This window comes from Streptomyces pacificus (assembly GCF_011766325.1).
GTDB classification, from domain to species: Bacteria; Actinomycetota; Actinomycetes; order Streptomycetales; family Streptomycetaceae; genus Streptomyces; species Streptomyces pacificus.
On the sequence record NZ_BLLG01000018.1, the window covers coordinates 90,436 to 108,310 of the forward strand.

Below are 17,875 nucleotides of genomic sequence, written 5' to 3' on the forward strand. Positions count from 1 at the left end.
GCGGGCGCGGTCCGGTCAGGGGACGGATGACGAGGGGCCGAAGGGGGCGAGGGGACGGGAGGCGGTGGCAGCGAGTGCGGTCGCGGTTCAGCGGGTGCGGTTCAGCGTCCGGAGGGCGGACTTGAGCAGCGGCCCGACCTGAGGCTCACCGGCCGCCGCCTCCGCCTCCGGTGCCACCGCGACGACCGCCTCGTCGGCCTCACGGGTGGCATAGCCGAGGCCGATCAGCGCGGCGTGCAACTGGTCGCGCCAGGACTGGGTGACGGGGGCACCGACGGCACGCCCCGGTGACCCGGCAGGCTCGCCGAGGCGGTCCCTCAACTCCAGCAGCAGCTTCTGGGCGCCCTTCCTGCCGATGCCGGGCACGGCGGTGAGCGCCTTCTCGTCGGCGGTGGCCACCGCCCGCCGCAACGCGTCCGGACTGTGCACCGCGAGCATGGCCTGCGCCAGCCGGGGTCCGACCCCGCTCGCGGTCTGGAGCAGTTCGAAGACCTGCCGCTCGTCGTCGTCGGCGAAGCCGTACAGCGTCAGCGAGTCCTCCCTGACCACCAACGACGTGGCGAGCCTGGCCTGCTGACCGACCCGCAGCCCGGAGAGGGTGTCCGGTGTGCACTGCACGGCCATGCCGACACCGCCGACCTCGATCACTGCGGTGGTCGGGGCGAGGGCGGCGACCGCGCCGCTCACAAATGCGATCATGCGCTACGGCCTTTCGTCGCGTGATGGGCGGCGACCGCACGCTGCAGGCGGTTCTGCGCGGGCGCGCGCCAGATATGGCAGATGGCGAGGGCGAGGGCATCGGCGGCGTCAGCCGGCTTCGGCGGGGCGTCCAGCCGAAGCAGCCGGGTGACCATCGCACCCACCTGCGCCTTGCCGGCCCGGCCGCTGCCGGTGACGGCCGCCTTGACCTCGCTGGGAGTATGCAGGGCGACGGGCAGACCGCGACGGGCCGCGCACAGCACGGCGACCGCGCTCGCCTGCGCCGTGCCCATGACCGTGCGCACATTGTGCTGGCTGAAAACCCGCTCCACCGCGACCAGTTCGGGCCGGTGCGCGTCCAGCCACTCCTCGATGCCGCGCTCGACGGCGACGAGGCGGTCACCGAGCTGCCCTTCCGCGGCGGTGCGGACCACCCCGGCGCCGAGCATGGACAGCGGACGGCCCGCGACGCCTTCGACGACACCGATGCCGCACCGCGTCAGTCCCGGGTCCACCCCCAGCACGCGCACACGCCCACCCCTTCTCCGCCATCCCGGGCCAGCGCCGGGTGTCGACCCGACATTCGTGCAGGCTATCGGCTCCCTCTGACAACCACCGACAACCGGGCGGCCCCCAACACGACGGGCCGACGGGGCGGTGTCCCCGTCGGCCCGTCGGCCCGCCGTATCAGTCGGGATCAGTCGGGATCAGGCATCGACCTTGGCCATGACGTCGTCCGAGACGTCGAAGTTGGCGAAGACGTTCTGCACGTCGTCGCTGTCCTCCAACGCGTCGATCAGCCTGAAGATCTTGCGCGCGCCCTCTTCGTCCAACTCGACCTGCATGGTCGGGACGAAGTCGGCCTCGGCGGAGTCGTAGTCGATACCGGCGTCCTGCAACGAGGTGCGGACCGCGACCAGGTCCGTGGCCTCGCTGATGACCTCGAAGTTCTCGCCGAGGTCGTTGACCTCCTCGGCACCGGCGTCCAGCACCGCGCCGAGCACGTCGTCCTCGGACAACCCGCCCTTCGGGAGCACCACGACGCCCTTGCGGTGGAACAGATAGGACACCGAGCCCGGGTCGGCCATCGAGCCGCCGTTGCGGGTCATGGCGACCCGCACGTCGGACGCGGCACGGTTGCGGTTGTCGGTGAGGCACTCGATGAGCACCGCGACCCCGTTCGGGCCGTAACCCTCGTACATGATCGTCTCGTAGTCGGCGCCACCGGCCTCCAGGCCGGCGCCGCGCTTGACCGCGGAGTCGATGTTCTTGTTCGGCACCGACTGCTTCTTCGCCTTCTGGATGGCGTCGAAGAGAGTCGGGTTGCCTTCCGGATCGGCACCGCCGGTCCGCGCGGCGACCTCGATGTTCTTGATCAGCTTCGCGAAGAGCTTGCCGCGCTTGGCGTCGATCACGGCCTTCTTGTGCTTCGTCGTGGCCCATTTAGAGTGGCCGGACATCTGCCTGTCTCCTTCGCGTAACCGATCCCTGCTCCGTTCCCCGGTGATCCTACCGGGACACCCCCACCCGTCGCCCGACCACCACCCCTACGGAGCGCACACGCACACCCCCACCCGTCGCCCGACCACCACCCCTCAGGGAGCGCCGACGCGGACGCCTTCCGATCGCGCGGTGCGGACCATGTCGCCGAACAGGGCGTGCATGCGGTGGTCCCCGGTCAGCTCCGGGTGGAACGACGTGGCCAGCGCGGCGCCTTGGCGGACGGCGACGATATGGCCCTTGTGCTCGGCAAGCACCTCCACCCCGGCACCGACGGACTCGACCCACGGGGCACGGATGAAGACGCCCTCCACAGGACCGCCCTCGACGCCCGTGACCGCGACCGCGGACTCGAAGGACTCGTTCTGGCGGCCGAAGGCGTTGCGGCGCACGATCATGTCGATGCCGCCGACGGTCTCCTGTCCCGAACGCGGGTCCAGGATCTTCTCGGCGAGCAGGATCAGTCCCGCGCAGGTGCCGTAGACCGGCATCCCCGCACGCACCCGCTCACGCAGCGGCTCCATCAGCCCGAAGAGGTGGGCCAGTTTGGAGATGGTGGTGGATTCGCCGCCCGGGATGACCAGGCCGTCGACCTCGGCGAGTTCCTCGGGGCGCCGGACCGGCCTGGCCACGGCATCGGCCGCGGCCAGGGCGGTCAGGTGTTCCCGTACGTCGCCCTGCAGAGCCAGTACTCCGATGACAGGGCTGCCGGGTGTGCTCATGGGTGCTACCAGCCGCGGTTCGCGTAGCGCTCGGCCTCGGGCAGCGTGTCGCAGTTGATGCCCACCATGGCCTCACCCAGGTTGCGGGAGGCATCCGCGATGATCTTCGGGTCGTCGGAGAAGGTGGTGGCCTTCACGATCGCCGCGGCGCGCTTGGCCGGATCACCCGACTTGAAGATCCCGGAGCCGACGAACACGCCCTCAGCGCCGAGCTGGCGCATCAGCGCGGCGTCGGCGGGGGTGGCGACACCACCGGCGGAGAAGAGCACCACCGGCAGCCTGCCGAGCCGGGCCACCTCGGCGACGAGCTCGTACGGGGCGCGCAGCTCCTTGGCGGCGGCGTACAGCTCGTTGTTGTCGAAGCCGCGCAGGCGGGCGATCTCGTTCTTGATCTGGCGCAGGTGGCGGACGGCCTCGACGACGTTGCCGGTGCCGGCCTCGCCCTTGGAGCGGATCATGGCCGCGCCCTCGGCGATCCGGCGCAGGGCCTCACCCAGGTTGGTGGCACCGCAGACGAAGGGGGTCGTGAAGGCCCACTTGTCGGAATGGTTCACCTCGTCGGCCGGGGTCAGCACCTCGGACTCGTCGATGTAGTCCACGCCGAGCGACTGCAGTACCTGGGCCTCGACGAAGTGGCCGATGCGGGACTTCGCCATCACCGGGATGGAGACCGCCTCGATGATGCCCTCGATCATGTCCGGGTCGGACATCCGGGCCACTCCGCCGTCCTTGCGGATGTCGGCGGGGACGCGCTCCAGGGCCATGACGGCCACGGCGCCCGCGTCCTCGGCGATCTTCGCCTGCTCCGGCGTGACGACGTCCATGATCACGCCGCCCTTGAGCTGCTCGGCCATGCCGCGCTTGACGCGCGCCGTGCCGGTCTCGGGAGCCTGCGGGGAGTTGGAGAACGTGCTGGACACGATCGACCTCATTCGGTGACGGCAAATGGTGCTCAGAAGAGCAAACATTCGAGGGTCGGGCCAATGCAAGGGCCAATGGCGACCCGGTGGCTCATTCTGACCGCGCCCGGGCGGGCCCGAGGAGCCACCCGGGTCCCCGAGGAACCCCGAGGTCCCCAGGATCCCCCGAGGGAGTGCGGGCGGTACCGGATCACCCGGCGAAACGGTTGGCCGGACGCGCGCCGGGGCGCACCGCCGCTCCGGGTGCGGCGGTCGGCGAGGCAGTCGGCGGGGCAGTCGGCGGGGCAGTCGGCGGGGCGGCATCCGTCACGGCCGGTCCGCCAGGGCCGGCGGGGGCTCGTCGTCCATCTCGAAGGCCAGCGGGAACGGGGCGTGCCCGGCGAGACGGAACCAGCGGACCGTACGGTGCCGCCGAAGCGCCCGCGCCGCCCGTACCGCGTCGTTGTGGAACCGCCGCGCCATCGGGACGCGGCGGACGGCCGCGGCGAGTTCGCCGGCGGCGCTCTCTCCCCCGGGTGCCTCCCGCACGGCCTCCACCTGCACCGGCTCGCCGAACACGGCACGCAGCGCCTGGCTCAGCTCGCTCTCGGCGACCTCGCGGTGCTCCTCGTCCGCCTGACGGGCCGCGTGCGCGGCCTCGTAGAGCACGATCGAGGCGGCGGGGTCCAGCAGCCCCGAGGTGGCGAGTTCCTGGGTGACCGAGGCGCGGCGCAGGAGCTGGGCGTCGAGCGCCGCGCGGGCGGCGTCGATCCGGGCGTGCAGGCGGTCGAGCCGGCCGGCGGTCCAGCTGAGGTAGAGGCCGACGGCGACGAGTGCGACGAGGATCCAGATCAGGGTTGCGGTCACGCCGGGTCAATCTACCGGTGCCCCTCCGGGTGCGCCGGGGCCACCGGACCGTCCACCGAACTCGACGGCCCCGCCACGGCACTCCGGGTACGCCGGGGGCTTCCCCGTTGTGTCTTCTGCGGCCCTCCGGTGTCAACGGCCCCGGCCGAGCGCCCCCGGTGGGCGCCGGGGACCGCCTCCGTGCAGGGGCCCACTCCCTCCGAGGGCCCTGCGTCCGCTGCGGTGCTCAGTCGCGGGCCAGGCCGAAGCGGGCCATCAGCCCGCCGGGGCGTTCGTCGGCCGCGACCGAGGCCGCGCCGTCCGTCACCGTCTCGTACACGGCGAGGATGTCCGAACCGACGGTGGACCAGTCGAAGCGCCGCACATGGGCGCTTCCCCGTGCGCTGAGCGCGGCGCGCCGGGACGGCGAGCCGAGCAGCCGGATCGCGGCGTCGGCCAGGGCTCCCGCGTCCTCGTTGGCGAAGAGTTCGCCCGCCGCGCCCTGGTCGAGTACCTGGGCGAAGGCGTCGAGGTCCGAGGCCAGGACCGGGGCGCCCGCCGACAGCGCCTCGACCAGGATGATGCCGAAGCTCTCGCCGCCGGTGTTGGGCGCGACGTACAGGTCGACGCTGCGCAGCAGCCGGGCCTTGTCCTCGTCGCTGACCGTCCCCAGGAACTCGACGCGTGCCCGCACGGACCCGGGCAGGGACTCGACGGCCTCCTCCTGGTCCCCGCGCCCCGCGACCAGCAGCCGGGTGCCCGGGCGTGCCTCCAGGATCCGCGGCAGGGCCTTCATCAGGACGGGCAGGCCTTTGCGGGGCTCGTCGATGCGCCCGATGAACCCGAGCGTGCCCCCCTCGGCTTCGCCTGCGGTACCCCCGCTCCCCCACTCCGCCTTCGGCTCGGCGCGGGCGAAGAAGTCGACGTCGACGCCGTTCGGGATGACGACCGCGTCGCCGCCCAGGTGCTCCACGAGCGTGCGGCGGGCGTACTCGCTGACCGCGATCCTCGCACTGATCTTCTCCAGCGCGGGCTGGAGGATCGGGTAGGCCGCGATCATCGCCCGCGAGCGGGGGTTGGAGGTGTGGAAGGTCGCCACGATCGGCCCCTGTGCCGCCCAGCAGGACAGCAGCCCGAGCGACGGCGACGTCGGCTCGTGGATGTGGATCACGTCGAAGCGGCCGTCGTGCAGCCAGCGCCGCACCCGGGCCGCGGAGAGGAAGCCGAAGTTGAGCCGGGCGACCGAGCCGTTGTACGGCACGGGCACGGCGCGGCCCGCCGACACGACGTACGGAGGCAGCGGGGTGTCGTCCTCGGCCGGGGCGAGGACGGACACCGCGTGCCCCAGTCCGATCAGATGTTCCGCCAGGTCGCGGATGTGGAACTGGACGCCGCCGGGCACGTCCCACGAGTAGGGGCAGACGATCCCGATCCTCATGTCCGGGCCCCCCGCGGGCCGCCGCGGTCCGCCAGGTCCGAGAGCCACAGCCGCTGGAGCATGTGCCAGTCCTCCGGGTGGTCGGCGATGCCGGTGGCGAAGGCGTCGGCCAGCGCCTGGGTCATCACGGACGTCTTCTCGGCCCGGGTGCCTGTCTCGGGCACGTCGACGGGCGGGTGCACCCTGCCCTTCATGACGGGCGTCCCGTCGTACCAGAGGGTCACGGGCAGCAGCAGCGCGCCGGTCTGCTGGGCGAGCAGCGCGGGGCCCGCGGGCATCCTGGCCGTCTCGCCGAAGAACTTCACCTCGGTGCCCGACGAGGACAGGTCGCGGTCCGCCACCAGGCAGACCAGGCCGCCGCCGCGCAGCCGCCGGGCCAGCGTGCCGAAGGCGGAGCCGCCGGTGTGCGGCAGCACCTCCATGCCGAGGGACTCGCGGTAGGCGACGAACCGGTCGTACAGCGCCTCCGGCTTCAGCCGCTCCGCGACGGTGGTGAACGGTATGTCCAGCGCCCGGGTGGCCCAGACTCCCGCCAGGTCCCAGTTCGCCAGGTGCGGCAGCGCGAGGACGACGCCCCTGCCCCGGGCCAGGCCGTCGTGCAGACGGCGGATGTTCTCGATCTCCACGCTCCGGCGCACGCGCTCCCGGTCCCAGGCCGGCAGCCGGAAGGACTCCATCCAGTAGCGCAGATAGGAGCGCATCCCGGCCCTGGACAGTTCGGCGAGCCGCTCCGGGCCGGCGTCCGGCACCACCCTGGCCAGATTGGCCTCCAGCCGCAGCACGCCCCTGCCGCGCCGCTTCCACACGCTGTCGGCGATGGTGCGTCCGAGCGCGGCTGCGGCGGGGTCCGGAAGCCTTTTGACCGTCCCCCAGCCCAGCCCGTACAGGGTGTCCGTCATCCGGTCCCGGATACCGCTCATGCCTCACTCCCCTGCGAGGTGCCGTGGGCGCTCCCCTGCGGGGGCCCCGGCACGGGCCCGTCCCCTGCCTGCCCGGCGTCCGCCTCCGCCGCCTCGCGGCGCACCGTGACCACGCGCTGCGCCAGGGTCACCGCGGAGCCCGCGGCCACCACCCAGAGCGCGACGGGCAGCAGCACGTCGACACCGGGGACACCGAAGGCGTGCAGTCCGGCGAGCCCTGCGGCGACCAGCGAGATCACCAGCCGTTCGGCCCGCTCCACCAGCCCGTTCACCGCGACCGGCAGCCCGATGGACTCCCCCCGTGCCTTGGTGTACGAGACGACCTGGCCGCTGGCGAGGCAGAAGACGGCCACCGCGCACAGCACGTTGTCGTCGCCCTTGCCCGCGTACCAGAGGGCGAAGCCGCCGAAGACGGCGCTGTCGGCGACCCGGTCCAGCGTGGAGTCCAGGAAGGCGCCCCAGCGGCTGGAGGTCCCGGCCTGACGTGCCATGTTGCCGTCGACGAGGTCGGAGAAGACGAAGAGGGTGATGACGATCGTCCCCCAGAAGAACTCCCCGCGGGGGAAGAAGGCCAGCGCGCCCGCGACCACTCCGGCCGTGCCGACGAGCGTCACCGCGTCGGGACTCACTCCGCGGCGTAGCAGGAACGCGGCGAACGGTGTGAGGACACGCGTGAAGAACGCACGCGCGTACTTGTTCAGCATGGCCTTCCCGAAAGGTCGGTGCGCCGCGCGGCCCCTTCGGCCGCCGGCGGGCCCATCGTAGTCACGCGCACGGCGGCCCGGCCCGGTCGGGTACGACGTATGGACGCACCGTGAAGGGAGTGGAAAGCTCGAAGGACAACCGCGGGCTTCGCCGGCGCATCCCCCGGGCGGCTGCCCGGGGCCTCCCACAGCGCGCCCCCGGGTCCGCGCCCTCACCTCACCGTGCAGATGAGTCGGGAGGAACGATCATGGGCGACAAGGCGCATGCGCAATCCGGAGCCGCCGGCAGGGCTACGACGGCCGACCGGCCGACATCCGTGAGGAATGTGGTGCTGGTCGGCCACAGCGGATCGGGGAAGACGACCCTGGTGGAGGCGCTGGCGCTGACGGCGGGGGCGGTCAGCCGGGCGGGGCGGGTCGAGGACGGCGGGACCCTCTCGGACTACGACGAGATCGAGCACCGCCAGCAGCGGTCCGTACAGCTGAGCCTCGTCCCGGTCGAGTGGGGCGGGTGCAAGATCAACCTGTTGGACACCCCCGGGTACGCCGATTTCGTGGGGGAGCTCAGGGCCGGTCTGCGAGCCGCGGACGCGGCTCTCTTCGTGGTCTCGGCGGCGCAGGAGGCCGGCTCCGTGCCCGCCTCGACCCGCATGGTGTGGGAGGAGTGCGCGGCGGTCGGGATGCCGCGGGCGATCGTGGTCACCCATCTGGAGACGGCCCGCACCGGGTTCGACGAGCTGATCGAGGTCTGCGGGCAGCTGTTCGGCGGCGACGACCCGGACGCGGTGCTGCCGCTCTATCTGCCGCAGTACGGCCCCGAGGCCGCCGACGGGCACGCACCGGTGACGGGGCTGGCCGGGCTGCTGCCGCGGAAGCTGTACGACTACTCCGGCGGCGAGCGCGTCGAGAAGACACCCGGGCCCGAGCAGGAGGCGCTGCTGGCCGGGGCCAGGAACCGCCTGATCGAGGGGATCATCGCCGAGAGCGAGGACGAGACGCTCATGGAGCGCTATCTGGGCGGCGAGGAGGTGGATCTCAAGACGCTGGTCGACGACCTGGAGAAGGCCGTCGCGCGGGGCGTGTTCCATCCCGTGCTGGCCGCGGCACCGGCCGCCGGCGGGGCGAGGCAGGGCCTCGGCACCGTGGAGCTGCTGGAACTGATCACCGGAGGCTTCCCGACCCCGCTGGAGCGCGAGGCTCCCGCGGTCACCACCCCCGAGGGCCGGCCGCGGCCCGCCGTCGGCTGCGACCCGGACGGCCCGCTGGTCGCCGAGGTGGTCAGGACCGCCTCCGACCCGTACGTCGGCCGGCTGTCCCTGGTCCGGGTGTTCTCCGGGACGCTCCGCCCGGACGAGACCGTGCATGTATCGGGGCACGGGCTGGCCGACCGCGGGCACGAGGACCACGACGTCGATGAGCGCGTCGGCGCGCTCTCCTCTCCGTTCGGCAAGCAGCAGCGCACCGTCGGCAGCTGTATCGCGGGCGATCTCGCCTGCGTGGCCAAGCTCGGCCGGGCCGAGACCGGCGACACGATCTCCTCGCCGGCGGACCCGCTGCTCATGGCGCCGTGGGCGATGCCCGACCCGCTGCTGCCGCTGGCCGTCCGGGCGCACAGCAAGGCCGACGAGGACCGGCTCTCCCAGGGGCTGGCCCGGCTGGTCGCGGAGGATCCGACGATGCGGCTGGAGCAGAACCGGGACACCCGGCAGGTGGTGCTGTGGTGCCTGGGCGAGGCCCACGCGGACGTGGCGCTGGAGCGGCTGCGCAGCAGGTACGGGGTCCGGGTCGACGTGGTACCGCACAGGGTGCCGCTGCGGGAGACGTTCGCCGGGCCGTCTGCCGGGCGGGGCCGCCATGTGAAGCAGTCCGGCGGGCACGGCCAGTACGCGATCTGCGAGATAGCGGTGGAGCCGCTGCCGACGGGCTCGGGGGTCGAGTTCGTCGACAAGGTGGTGGGCGGCGCCGTCCCCCGCCAGTTCGTCCCCTCGGTGGAGAAGGGCGTACGGGCCCAGGCCGCCAGGGGCGTCGCGGCCGGCCATCCGCTGGTCGACGTGCGCGTGACGCTGCTGGACGGCAAGGCGCACTCGGTGGACTCGTCCGATGCGGCGTTCCAGACGGCCGGCGCGCTGGCGCTGCGCGAGGCGGCGGCACAGGCCCGCATCGACCTGCTGGAGCCGGTGGCCGAGGTGCAGGTGACGGTGCCGGACGGGTACGTCGGCGCCGTCATGAGCGATCTCTCCGGGCGGCGCGGCCGGGTCGTCGGCACCGAGCAGGCGGGCACCGGCAGGACGGTGGTACGCGCCGAGGTGCCGGAGATCGAGATCGGCCGGTACGCGGTGGACCTGCGGTCCCTCTCGCACGGCACCGGCCGCTTCGAGCGGACGTACGCGCGGCACGAGGCGATGCCGCCCCAGCTGGCGGCCAGGGTCAGGGAGGAGGCCACGGCCGCCGCGTAGGCCGGGGCGGGAGCCCCGCCGGAGGGGAATCACCCGGAGGGGACCTGACCCGGAGGGGACCCGGCCGCCCGCAGGCCCCCGCCGCGGGGCCGGATCCCGCCCGGCGGGCCCGCCGGGCGGGAACGGAGACGCCGTTCCCGGACCCGCCCTCCGTGGCCTCCCCTTGCGCGATCGGCCGCCGCCCCGGGGCCGGAAGGCGGGGCTGACGCGCGGGCCACGGCCCCGCTACGCTGTGTTGCGCAGCTCGGAAGGTGCGCGGGGCACGCTAGTCGGTAGGGCCGCGGTGCGGTACCGCGGCGATGGGGGCGGTAGTGGACCAGGCATTCGATTTCACGCCCGGGGCCCAGATCCCGGTGCAGGGAGCGGCGGGCGAGACGGCGGCGACACACGCCCTCGCCTCGGCCGCCTACCGCGACAGTCCGCTGGAGGAGATACTCAAGGCCGACAACGAGTGGCACAAGTCCACGGTGAAGAAGGGCAGGTTCTCGCTCTTCGAGCCGAATCTCGGCGAGGCCTTCTCCCGGGCGGTCCAGGTGCGGATGCTCGGCGGGGCCCGCAAGCCGCTGATCCAGTCGTTCGGCGCCGAACCGCAGGCCGTCGTGGAGCACGCTCTCGCGGCGAGCCGGATCCGCAAGCAGCGGGACACCCGGCTGACCGCGGTCATGGCGGTGTTCGGGCTGTTGTTCCTGCCGGGCGCGCTGCTGTGGACCGGGGTGTTCCAGCTGCGCCGTACGCTCGCGGGCTCCAAGGACAGGAGGGCCGGTGTCACCGGATCGGCACTGCTGGCCGCCGTGGGCATCCTCGCGGTGGCGTTCCTGGTCGCACTGCCGTTCGGTGGTTTCTGGTCGTACTACCTGCGGGCCATGCTCGTCGCCCCGGTGATCGGCTGGCTGATCGCCAGGCAGATCTGCGAGGCCACGGCCAAGGACCTGCGGGCGCGCTGGGACGGCCTCCTCTCCGGTGGGGGCGTGGGGGCGAAGATCCCGGAGGCCGTGCCGGGCAACCCCAACGAGACGGCGGCGGAGGAACTGCGCCAGGGCCTGGAGAAGCTGACCGCCGAGCAGCAGTCCAACACGGTCTTCTACGCCGGTCCCAAGGGCATACTCGGCATGGGAACCCGCTGGGGGACCTGGCAGCTCGCCGAGCAACTGGTGGCGAAGGAGCCCGGCAAGGAGTTCCACCAGTTCCGGAGCTGGGACGTCATCAAGGTCATCCACGACCGGCTGACGCTGCTCGAGCGCGGCCCGCTGAACTCGGGCGGCTTCCCCAAGCCGTCGGTGAAGCACTGGATCGTGGTCCCGGTCGGGGAGGGCGCGGCCGAGGTGGCCCGTCCCGAGGGCCAGGATGTGGAGACCTTCCAGGTCAAGCGCCACGAGATACAGCGGATCTGCGACCACCAGCAGTTCGGGAGCGGGAACCGGCACTATCTGGGCGTCCAGTTCACGCTGTGGGACGGCCAGCTGGTGATCACCATGATGATCACGGTGACGGTGTTGTTCGAGACCCTGCGCATCGAGGTGACGGGACACGCTCTCGGCCCGGTGCACTCCCTCTTCACCGCCAAGCCCGCAGCCAAGACCGTCGAGGTCGCCAAGACCGTGCGGTTCTGGGAGACCGTGGAGCGCCGGCTGCCGCTGGTGGAGACCGCCGAGGTGGTGCGGCAGATGGTCCGGGCGCCGTTCACCTGGTATCCGCCCCTCCTGGATTTCCTGGGCGGCAAGCTGGTCCTCCCCGAGCCGTTCGGGCTGCGGCACGCCTGGGCCGAGCAGCCCTGGCGGCACCGCTTCATGGCGGACGACGCGATACGGACGGCGACGCCGGTACTGCGGGTGGCCCACTCCGCGGCGATGCGGGTGCTCGAGGAGCACGGCGTGGACACGACGCGTTTCGGCACCCGCTCGACGCTCCTCGGCGGAGGGGTGCAGGAAGCGATGCCGGGCAAGGCGGACATATACGACGCATGACGCCCCGGTCTCCCCCCGCGCCCCGTCGAGGCGCGCCGGGGGCGCCGGGGCGGCAGCGGCGTGCTACGCGGGCGGCCAGGTCTCGGCGAGCATCTTCCGGGTGTCCGCGAGGAGTTGCGGCAGCACCTTCGTGTGCCCGATGACCGGCATGAAGTTGGTGTCGCCGCCCCAGCGCGGCACCACATGCTGGTGCAGATGCGCGGCGATACCGGCGCCTGCCACCGTCCCCTGGTTCATCCCGATGTTGAAGCCGTGCGCCCCCGAGGCCGTCCGCAGACAGGTCATCGCCCGCTTGGTGAACTCCCCGAGCTCGGCGGTCTCGGCCGGATCGAGATCGGTGTAGTCGGCCACGTGCCGGTAGGGCACCACCATCAGGTGGCCGCCGTTGTACGGGTAGAGATTGAGCACGGCGTACACGTTCTCGCCCCGTGCGATGACGAGTCCGTCCTCGTCGGACTTGGCGGGGATGGAGCAGAAGGGGCAGCCGTCGCCGGCCCCGGGACCGGTGGGCTTGTTCTCACCCTGGATGTACGCCATCCGGTGCGGCGTCCACAGCCGCTGGAAGGCGTCCTGGATGCCGACCCCGATCTGCTGCTCCGGCTCACTCGTCATGTGGTGCAGCATATGACTTCGCCCGTACGGAGCGTGTCGCCGGGGCGGACCCGGGCGGCTCCCCGCGATGCTGGCCGGATGGACGTCGACGAGCCAGACTCCCCGCTCGACCGCTGGGAGCAGCGGACCGAGCTGCCGCTCTTCTACGCCTCACTGGTCTTCCTTGCCGCGTACACGGTGCGGGTCCTGGCCCACGACGCGGACGTGGTCTGGCGGGAGATCGCCCGCGCGACGATGCTGCTGATGTGGCTCGTCTTCGCGGGGGACTTCGCGGCACGTCTGCGGCTCAGCCGTCAGCGGTTCCCCCGGTTCCTGCAGGCCCGCTGGCTGGACGCCGTGGTGCTGCTGCTGCCGCTGCTGCGCCCGCTGCGGCTCGTCAAGCTGTACACCACGCTTCAGCGCCGACGGGACCAGCCGGTGCTCAGCCTGTACGTACGGGTGATCGTCTACGCCGGTCTCAGCGCCGTGCTGCTGGGCTGGGCCGGGGCGCTCGCGGTCTACCACCAGGAGCGGACCGCGCCCGGGGCCACGATCCGCACCTTCGGCGATGCCGTGTGGTGGGTGTGCGAGACGCTGACGACCGTCGGATACGGGGACGTCACGCCCGTGACGGCCTGGGGACGGACCGTCGCGGCCGGGCTGATGGTCTGCGGGCTGGCGCTGCTCGGCGCGGTCACCGGGTCCTTCTCGTCCTGGCTGATCCAGGTCTTCGCCCGGGAGGACGAGCGAAGGCCCCCGGGGGACGCACGTCCTCCGGGGGCCTGATCCGCTGCGGGGCGGGGGCCGGGCCCCAACGGGGGGCCGTACCTCCACGGCACAGGCCCGGCACCCTCGGCAGACCGCCCGCACCCGGGGCGGGCCCGCCCCGGGTGCTCAGATCTGGGCGCGCTCCTCGACGACCTTCACGATCTTGGCAAGGGCCTCGTCGACCGGGATGCCGTTCTCCTGCGAGCCGTCTCGGTAGCGGAACGACACCGCGCCATGCTCCATGTCCTCGTCACCCGCGATGACCATGAAGGGCACCTTCTGCTTCTGGGCGTTGCGGATCTTCTTCTGCATCCGGTCCGAGGAGGCGTCCACCTCGACACGGAGACCGCGCCGCCTCGCCTTGGCGGCGAACTCCTGCAGATACGGGACGTGTGCGTCGCCGATCGGGATGCCGAGGGCCTGCACGGGGGCGAGCCAGGCCGGGAAGGCACCGGCGTAGTGCTCGAGCAGCACGGCGAAGAACCGCTCGATGGACCCGAACAGCGCCCGGTGGATCATGACGGGACGCTGCTTGGTGCCGTCCGGTCCGGTGTACTGAAGGTCGAAGCGCTCCGGCAGGTTGAAGTCGAGCTGGACCGTCGACATCTGCCAGGTGCGGCCGATCGCGTCCTTCGCCTGGACGGAGATCTTCGGGCCGTAGAAGGCCGCACCGCCCGGGTCGGGGGTGAGCGGAAGGCCCTGCTTCTCGGCCACCTGCCGCAGGACCTCGGTGGCCTCCTCCCACACCTCGTCGGAGCCGACGAACTTCTCCGGGTCCTTGGTGGACAGCTCGAGGTAGAAGTCGGTCAGACCGTAGTCGCGGAGCAGGTCCAGGACGAAGGTGAGGGTGGTGTCCAGCTCCTGCGCCATCTGCTCGCGGGTGCAGTAGATGTGCGCGTCGTCCTGGGTGAAGCCGCGGGCCCGGGTCAGACCGTGCACGACACCCGACTTCTCGTACCGGTACACGGTGCCGAACTCGAAGAGGCGCAGCGGCAGTTCGCGGTACGAGCGGCCGCGCGCGTCGAAGATCAGGTTGTGCATCGGGCAGTTCATGGGCTTGAGGTAGTAGTCCACGCCCTCGTCGAGCTGCATGGGCGGGTACATGGCCTCGGCATACCAGTCCAGGTGGCCCGACTTCTCGAACAGCTTGCCCTTGGTCGCGTGCGGCGAGTAGACGAACTCGTAGCCGTGCTCCTCGTGGCGCTTCCGCGAGTAGTCCTCCATGACCCGGCGGATCACCCCGCCCTTGGGGTGGAAGACGGCGAGCCCGGAGCCGACCTCGTCGGGGAACGAGAACAGGTCCAGCTCGTTGCCGAGCTTGCGGTGGTCGCGCTTCTCGGCCTCGGCCAGGAAGTCCAGGTGCGCCTTCAGCTCCTCCTTGGACGGCCAGGCGGTGCCGTAGATGCGCTGCAGCATCGGGTTCTTCTCGCTGCCGCGCCAGTAGGCCGCCGCGTTGCGCATCAGCTTGAACGCCGGGATGGCGCGGGTGGTGGGCAGATGGGGGCCCCGGCAGAGGTCCTTCCAGCACAGCCGGCCGGTCTTGGCGTCCAGGTTGTCGTAGATGGTCAGCTCACCGCCGCCCACCTCGACGTCCGCCCCGTCGTCGTGCGAGGCGGCGCCCTTGATGCCGATGAGCTCCAGCTTGTACGGCTCGTCCGCCAGCTCCGCACGCGCGGCCTCGTCGGTGACGACGCGGCGCGAGAAGCGCTGCCCGCGCTTCTGGATCTCCTGCATCTTCTTCTCGACGGCCTTGAGATCCTCCGGGGTGAAGGGCTTCGCCACGTCGAAGTCGTAGTAGAAACCGTCCCGGACCGGCGGGCCGATGCCGAGCCTGGCATCCGGGAAGAGTTCCTGCACCGCCTGCGCCATGACGTGCGCGGTGGAGTGGCGCAGGATGTTCAGGCCGTCCTCCGAGGAGATCGCGACGGGCTCGACGGTCTCGCCGTCGCCCACCACGTACTCGAGGTCCTTCAGCTCCCCGCCGACCCGTGCGGCGATCACGGTGCGCTCGCCGCCGAAGAGATCGGCCGCCGTGGTGCCCGTCGTCACCACGCGCTCTTCCCGCTCGGAATCGCGTTGGATGATCACACGGACGTCTGACACCGGTCTCTCCTGTCTGAAGGGAAGCACGCGCTGCGGTCTCGCGTGTGCACTCGTCATGCTACCGAGCGGCCTCCCGCCCACGCGAAACGCGCTGGAGCTGCGGACCGCGCCCGCGGTGGGGTGCCATCCGGCCGCCACCGGGCCGTGCCGCGCGGCACGGCCCGGTGGCGGCCGCCCGTACGGTGCCCTCGCCGCACGTGCCGCAGCGCCGCGTCCGGACCACCGTGCCGGTGGCGCGGACGGGCACGGAGGGCTCCTCACGCCGATACCGGGCACCGGGACGGCAGACGCCTGCGGCAGCCCGCGACCGCGTGGGGAGAGCCCACCTGGAGGGTCTCCCCGCAGAGGACGGCGGCGAGCGCTCCGCGCAGCGGTGCGGTGCGGTGCGGTCCGCCGGGCAGCGCACCCGCCTCGGGCCGCGCGAGCGCCACGGCTCCGTCCGCCCTCCGGGCTGTGCCGTGCGTGGCCGTACCGGCGGCGGACCGCCGGCAGCGCGCCCCGTCAACTGCGGTGCCACCGCGCCCGCGTAGTGCGCAAACAGTCCGGGTATCACCGGTTCGGGCAGGGGGCGGTATCGCCGTCTGCCGGGCACGGGCGAGGAGTTCGGGGATGACGCGCTGGTACGAGGGGCCCCTGGCGGCATTCGACACGGAGACGACGGGAGTGGACGTCGAGCGGGACCGGATCGTCTCGGCCGCACTCGTGGTCCAGGACTCACCGGGAGGACGCACCCGCGTCACCCGATGGCTGGTCAGCCCGGGGGTGCCGGTGCCGGCCGAGGCCACGGCCGTGCACGGCCTCACCGAGGAGCATCTGCGGTGCAACGGCCGCTGGCCGGCCCCGGTGATGGAGGAGGTGGGCCGGGCGCTGGCGGAGCAGTGCGCCGCCGGCCGCCCGCTCGTGGTGATGAACGCACCGTTCGACCTGACCCTGCTGGACCGCGAACTGAGCCGCCACCGCGCCTCGTCACTGGCGCGCTACCTGGAGAACGCCCCGATGTGCGTGCTGGACCCCCGGGTGCTGGACAAGCATCTGGACCGCTACCGCAAGGGCCGCCGCACGCTTACCGACCTGTGCGGGCAGTACGGGGTGACGCTGGACGGGGCCCATGACGCGGCGGCGGACGCGACCGCGGCGCTGGACGTCGTCCGGGCGGTCGGCCGCCGGTTCGCCGCGCATATGGAGCGGCTGTCGCCGGCGGAGCTGCACACGCTGCAGGCGGTGTGGCACGCGGCTCAGGCGCGCGGCCTGCAGGCGTGGTTCGCCCGGAACGGTTCGCCGGAGCCGGTGGATCCGGCATGGCCGCTGCGCCCCAGGATCCCCGCCCGGGCGGCATGACCGCCGCCGGCCCTCATCACCACAAAAATGACTCCTTCCAGCCGGTCCCCTGCGGGGCCGGATCGAAGGTGTCCACTCCTCAGGGGGAGGTCCGGGGAGGTCCCGTTCATGCACAGCACCGCAGAACGACAACAGGACCCCTCCCCAGGCGGGGAAGGGTCCTGCGTCACCGGACACTGTCGACGTCCTACGAGGCGGCATGGACCTGGGCCCATGTCCTGGCAAGCGGTCGATGGTGGGCGATACTGGGTTCGAACCAGTGACCTCTTCGGTGTGAACGAAGCGCTCTCCCACTGAGCTAATCGCCCGGCAACGCACCGAACCCTACAGGCATCTGCGGGCTCCCTTCAAACTCCCCCGGCACGCCCGCGGCCCCGCGCCGGATGCCGCTGCCGGGGCACCGGATCGGCCTCGCGCTCCTCGCCGTTCCGGCGGGGGCGGCGCTGCCCGGCGCCGCGAGGCGCACCCGGCCGTGGAGCCGGCGGCCGCGGCGCCCGTACCGCCCGGCCGCGGCTCCGGGCGCCGCCGGCCCTCTGCGGTGCCACCCTCGCCCCGGTCGCGCCGCATGAACGCGCGCCGTATGCCGTCCAGGCCGTCGGCGCCCTGCCGCCCCGGCTGCCGCCGGGGTCGCCGGGGCTGCTGCGGCCGGGGAGCGAGCCATGCACGGCGGCTGCGCGACATACGCTTCTCCGGGTCCGGGAAGCCCCCGGCCGGATGCGCTGAACGGGTGAATACGCCAGCGGCCCCGGAGACTCTCGGTCTCCGGGGCCGCCGACCCGGGTGGTGGGCGATACTGGGTTCGAACCAGTGACCTCTTCGGTGTGAACGAAGCGCTCTCCCACTGAGCTAATCGCCCGGGCGCACCGCACACATTACCCCATGTCAGCGGTGCCTCAGGACCATGTCACCGGACGCTGCGGCACCGGC

Annotated in this window: 15 protein-coding genes and 2 tRNA genes; 4 read left to right on the top strand and 13 right to left on the bottom strand. The window is 72.3% G+C overall.

All coding sequences use genetic code 11. From position 1 onward, the window contains the following. Window positions 1-87: 87 nt before the first annotated feature. The 9 genes from ruvA to pgsA form a co-directional block, all read right to left on the bottom strand. Complete coding sequence (ruvA, locus tag SCWH03_RS23240) at window positions 88-699, bottom strand: Holliday junction branch migration protein RuvA (protein WP_173266246.1); 612 nt, start codon at window positions 697-699, stop codon at window positions 88-90. After that, window positions 696-1,229, bottom strand: a complete 534-nt coding sequence (ruvC, locus tag SCWH03_RS23245; RefSeq protein ID WP_173266247.1) for a crossover junction endodeoxyribonuclease RuvC — start codon at window positions 1,227-1,229, stop codon at window positions 696-698. Before ruvC ends, ruvA begins: the two co-directional genes overlap by 4 nt. Before the next feature lie 177 nt (window positions 1,230-1,406). Then, the gene (locus tag SCWH03_RS23250) at window positions 1,407-2,159 is read right to left on the bottom strand and encodes a YebC/PmpR family DNA-binding transcriptional regulator (protein WP_173266248.1); all 753 of its coding nucleotides are present in this window, start codon (window positions 2,157-2,159) and stop codon (window positions 1,407-1,409) included. A gap of 135 nt (window positions 2,160-2,294) precedes the next feature. Then, window positions 2,295-2,921 carry a pyridoxal 5'-phosphate synthase glutaminase subunit PdxT gene (gene pdxT, locus SCWH03_RS23255; RefSeq protein WP_173266249.1) on the bottom strand — a complete coding sequence of 209 codons (627 nt, stop codon included), beginning with the start codon at window positions 2,919-2,921 and terminating at the stop codon, window positions 2,295-2,297. A 5-nt stretch (window positions 2,922-2,926) separates the two neighbouring features. After that, complete coding sequence (pdxS, locus tag SCWH03_RS23260; protein ID WP_173266250.1) at window positions 2,927-3,853, bottom strand: pyridoxal 5'-phosphate synthase lyase subunit PdxS; 927 nt, start codon at window positions 3,851-3,853, stop codon at window positions 2,927-2,929. Between the two features lie 294 nt (window positions 3,854-4,147). Then, window positions 4,148-4,687, bottom strand: coding sequence for a LemA family protein (locus tag SCWH03_RS23265; protein WP_173266251.1), 540 nt, complete (start codon window positions 4,685-4,687; stop codon window positions 4,148-4,150). 226 nt (window positions 4,688-4,913) lie between these two features. Then, complete coding sequence (locus SCWH03_RS23270; RefSeq protein WP_173266252.1) at window positions 4,914-6,104, bottom strand: glycosyltransferase family 4 protein; 1,191 nt, start codon at window positions 6,102-6,104, stop codon at window positions 4,914-4,916. Further along, on the bottom strand, window positions 6,101-7,024 hold the full coding sequence (locus SCWH03_RS23275; RefSeq protein ID WP_173266253.1) for a phosphatidylinositol mannoside acyltransferase: 924 nt from the start codon (window positions 7,022-7,024) through the stop codon (window positions 6,101-6,103). The genes SCWH03_RS23270 and SCWH03_RS23275 overlap by 4 nt, the downstream gene beginning before the upstream one ends. After that, the gene (gene pgsA, locus SCWH03_RS23280; protein ID WP_173266254.1) at window positions 7,021-7,728 is read right to left on the bottom strand and encodes a phosphatidylinositol phosphate synthase; all 708 of its coding nucleotides are present in this window, start codon (window positions 7,726-7,728) and stop codon (window positions 7,021-7,023) included. Before pgsA ends, SCWH03_RS23275 begins: the two co-directional genes overlap by 4 nt. 248 nt (window positions 7,729-7,976) lie before the next feature. Between pgsA and SCWH03_RS23285 the strand changes: the two genes are divergently transcribed. Both SCWH03_RS23285 and SCWH03_RS23290 read left to right on the top strand, forming a co-directional pair. Continuing rightward, a complete protein-coding gene (locus SCWH03_RS23285; RefSeq protein ID WP_173266255.1) occupies window positions 7,977-10,184 on the top strand; it encodes an elongation factor G-like protein EF-G2 in 2,208 nt (735 codons plus the stop codon). Window positions 10,185-10,483: 299 nt separating this feature from the next. Beyond that, a complete protein-coding gene (locus SCWH03_RS23290; RefSeq protein ID WP_173266256.1) occupies window positions 10,484-12,148 on the top strand; it encodes an AbeC-like domain-containing protein in 1,665 nt (554 codons plus the stop codon). A gap of 63 nt (window positions 12,149-12,211) precedes the next feature. Here the strand turns inward: SCWH03_RS23290 and SCWH03_RS23295 are convergent, their stop codons facing one another. Further along, the gene (locus tag SCWH03_RS23295; protein WP_173266257.1) at window positions 12,212-12,772 is read right to left on the bottom strand and encodes an HIT family protein; all 561 of its coding nucleotides are present in this window, start codon (window positions 12,770-12,772) and stop codon (window positions 12,212-12,214) included. A 66-nt stretch (window positions 12,773-12,838) separates the two neighbouring features. On the opposite strand from SCWH03_RS23295, the gene SCWH03_RS23300 reads away from it, so the two are divergent. Next, on the top strand, window positions 12,839-13,525 hold the full coding sequence (locus SCWH03_RS23300) for a potassium channel family protein (protein WP_173266258.1): 687 nt from the start codon (window positions 12,839-12,841) through the stop codon (window positions 13,523-13,525). 108 nt (window positions 13,526-13,633) lie between these two features. Here the strand turns inward: SCWH03_RS23300 and thrS are convergent, their stop codons facing one another. Continuing rightward, window positions 13,634-15,610 carry a threonine--tRNA ligase gene (gene thrS / locus SCWH03_RS23305; protein WP_173266259.1) on the bottom strand — a complete coding sequence of 659 codons (1,977 nt, stop codon included), beginning with the start codon at window positions 15,608-15,610 and terminating at the stop codon, window positions 13,634-13,636. Window positions 15,611-16,219: 609 nt separating this feature from the next. On the opposite strand from thrS, the gene SCWH03_RS23310 reads away from it, so the two are divergent. Then, window positions 16,220-16,948: a 3'-5' exonuclease gene (locus tag SCWH03_RS23310; protein ID WP_173266260.1), complete on the top strand. Its 729-nt coding sequence runs from the start codon at window positions 16,220-16,222 to the stop codon at window positions 16,946-16,948. A 233-nt stretch (window positions 16,949-17,181) separates the two neighbouring features. Here SCWH03_RS23310 and SCWH03_RS23315 read toward each other — a convergent pair. Further along, window positions 17,182-17,256 (bottom strand) — tRNA-Val (locus SCWH03_RS23315). Between the two features lie 473 nt (window positions 17,257-17,729). Beyond that, window positions 17,730-17,804, bottom strand: a tRNA-Val gene (locus SCWH03_RS23320). Window positions 17,805-17,875 lie beyond the last annotated feature (71 nt).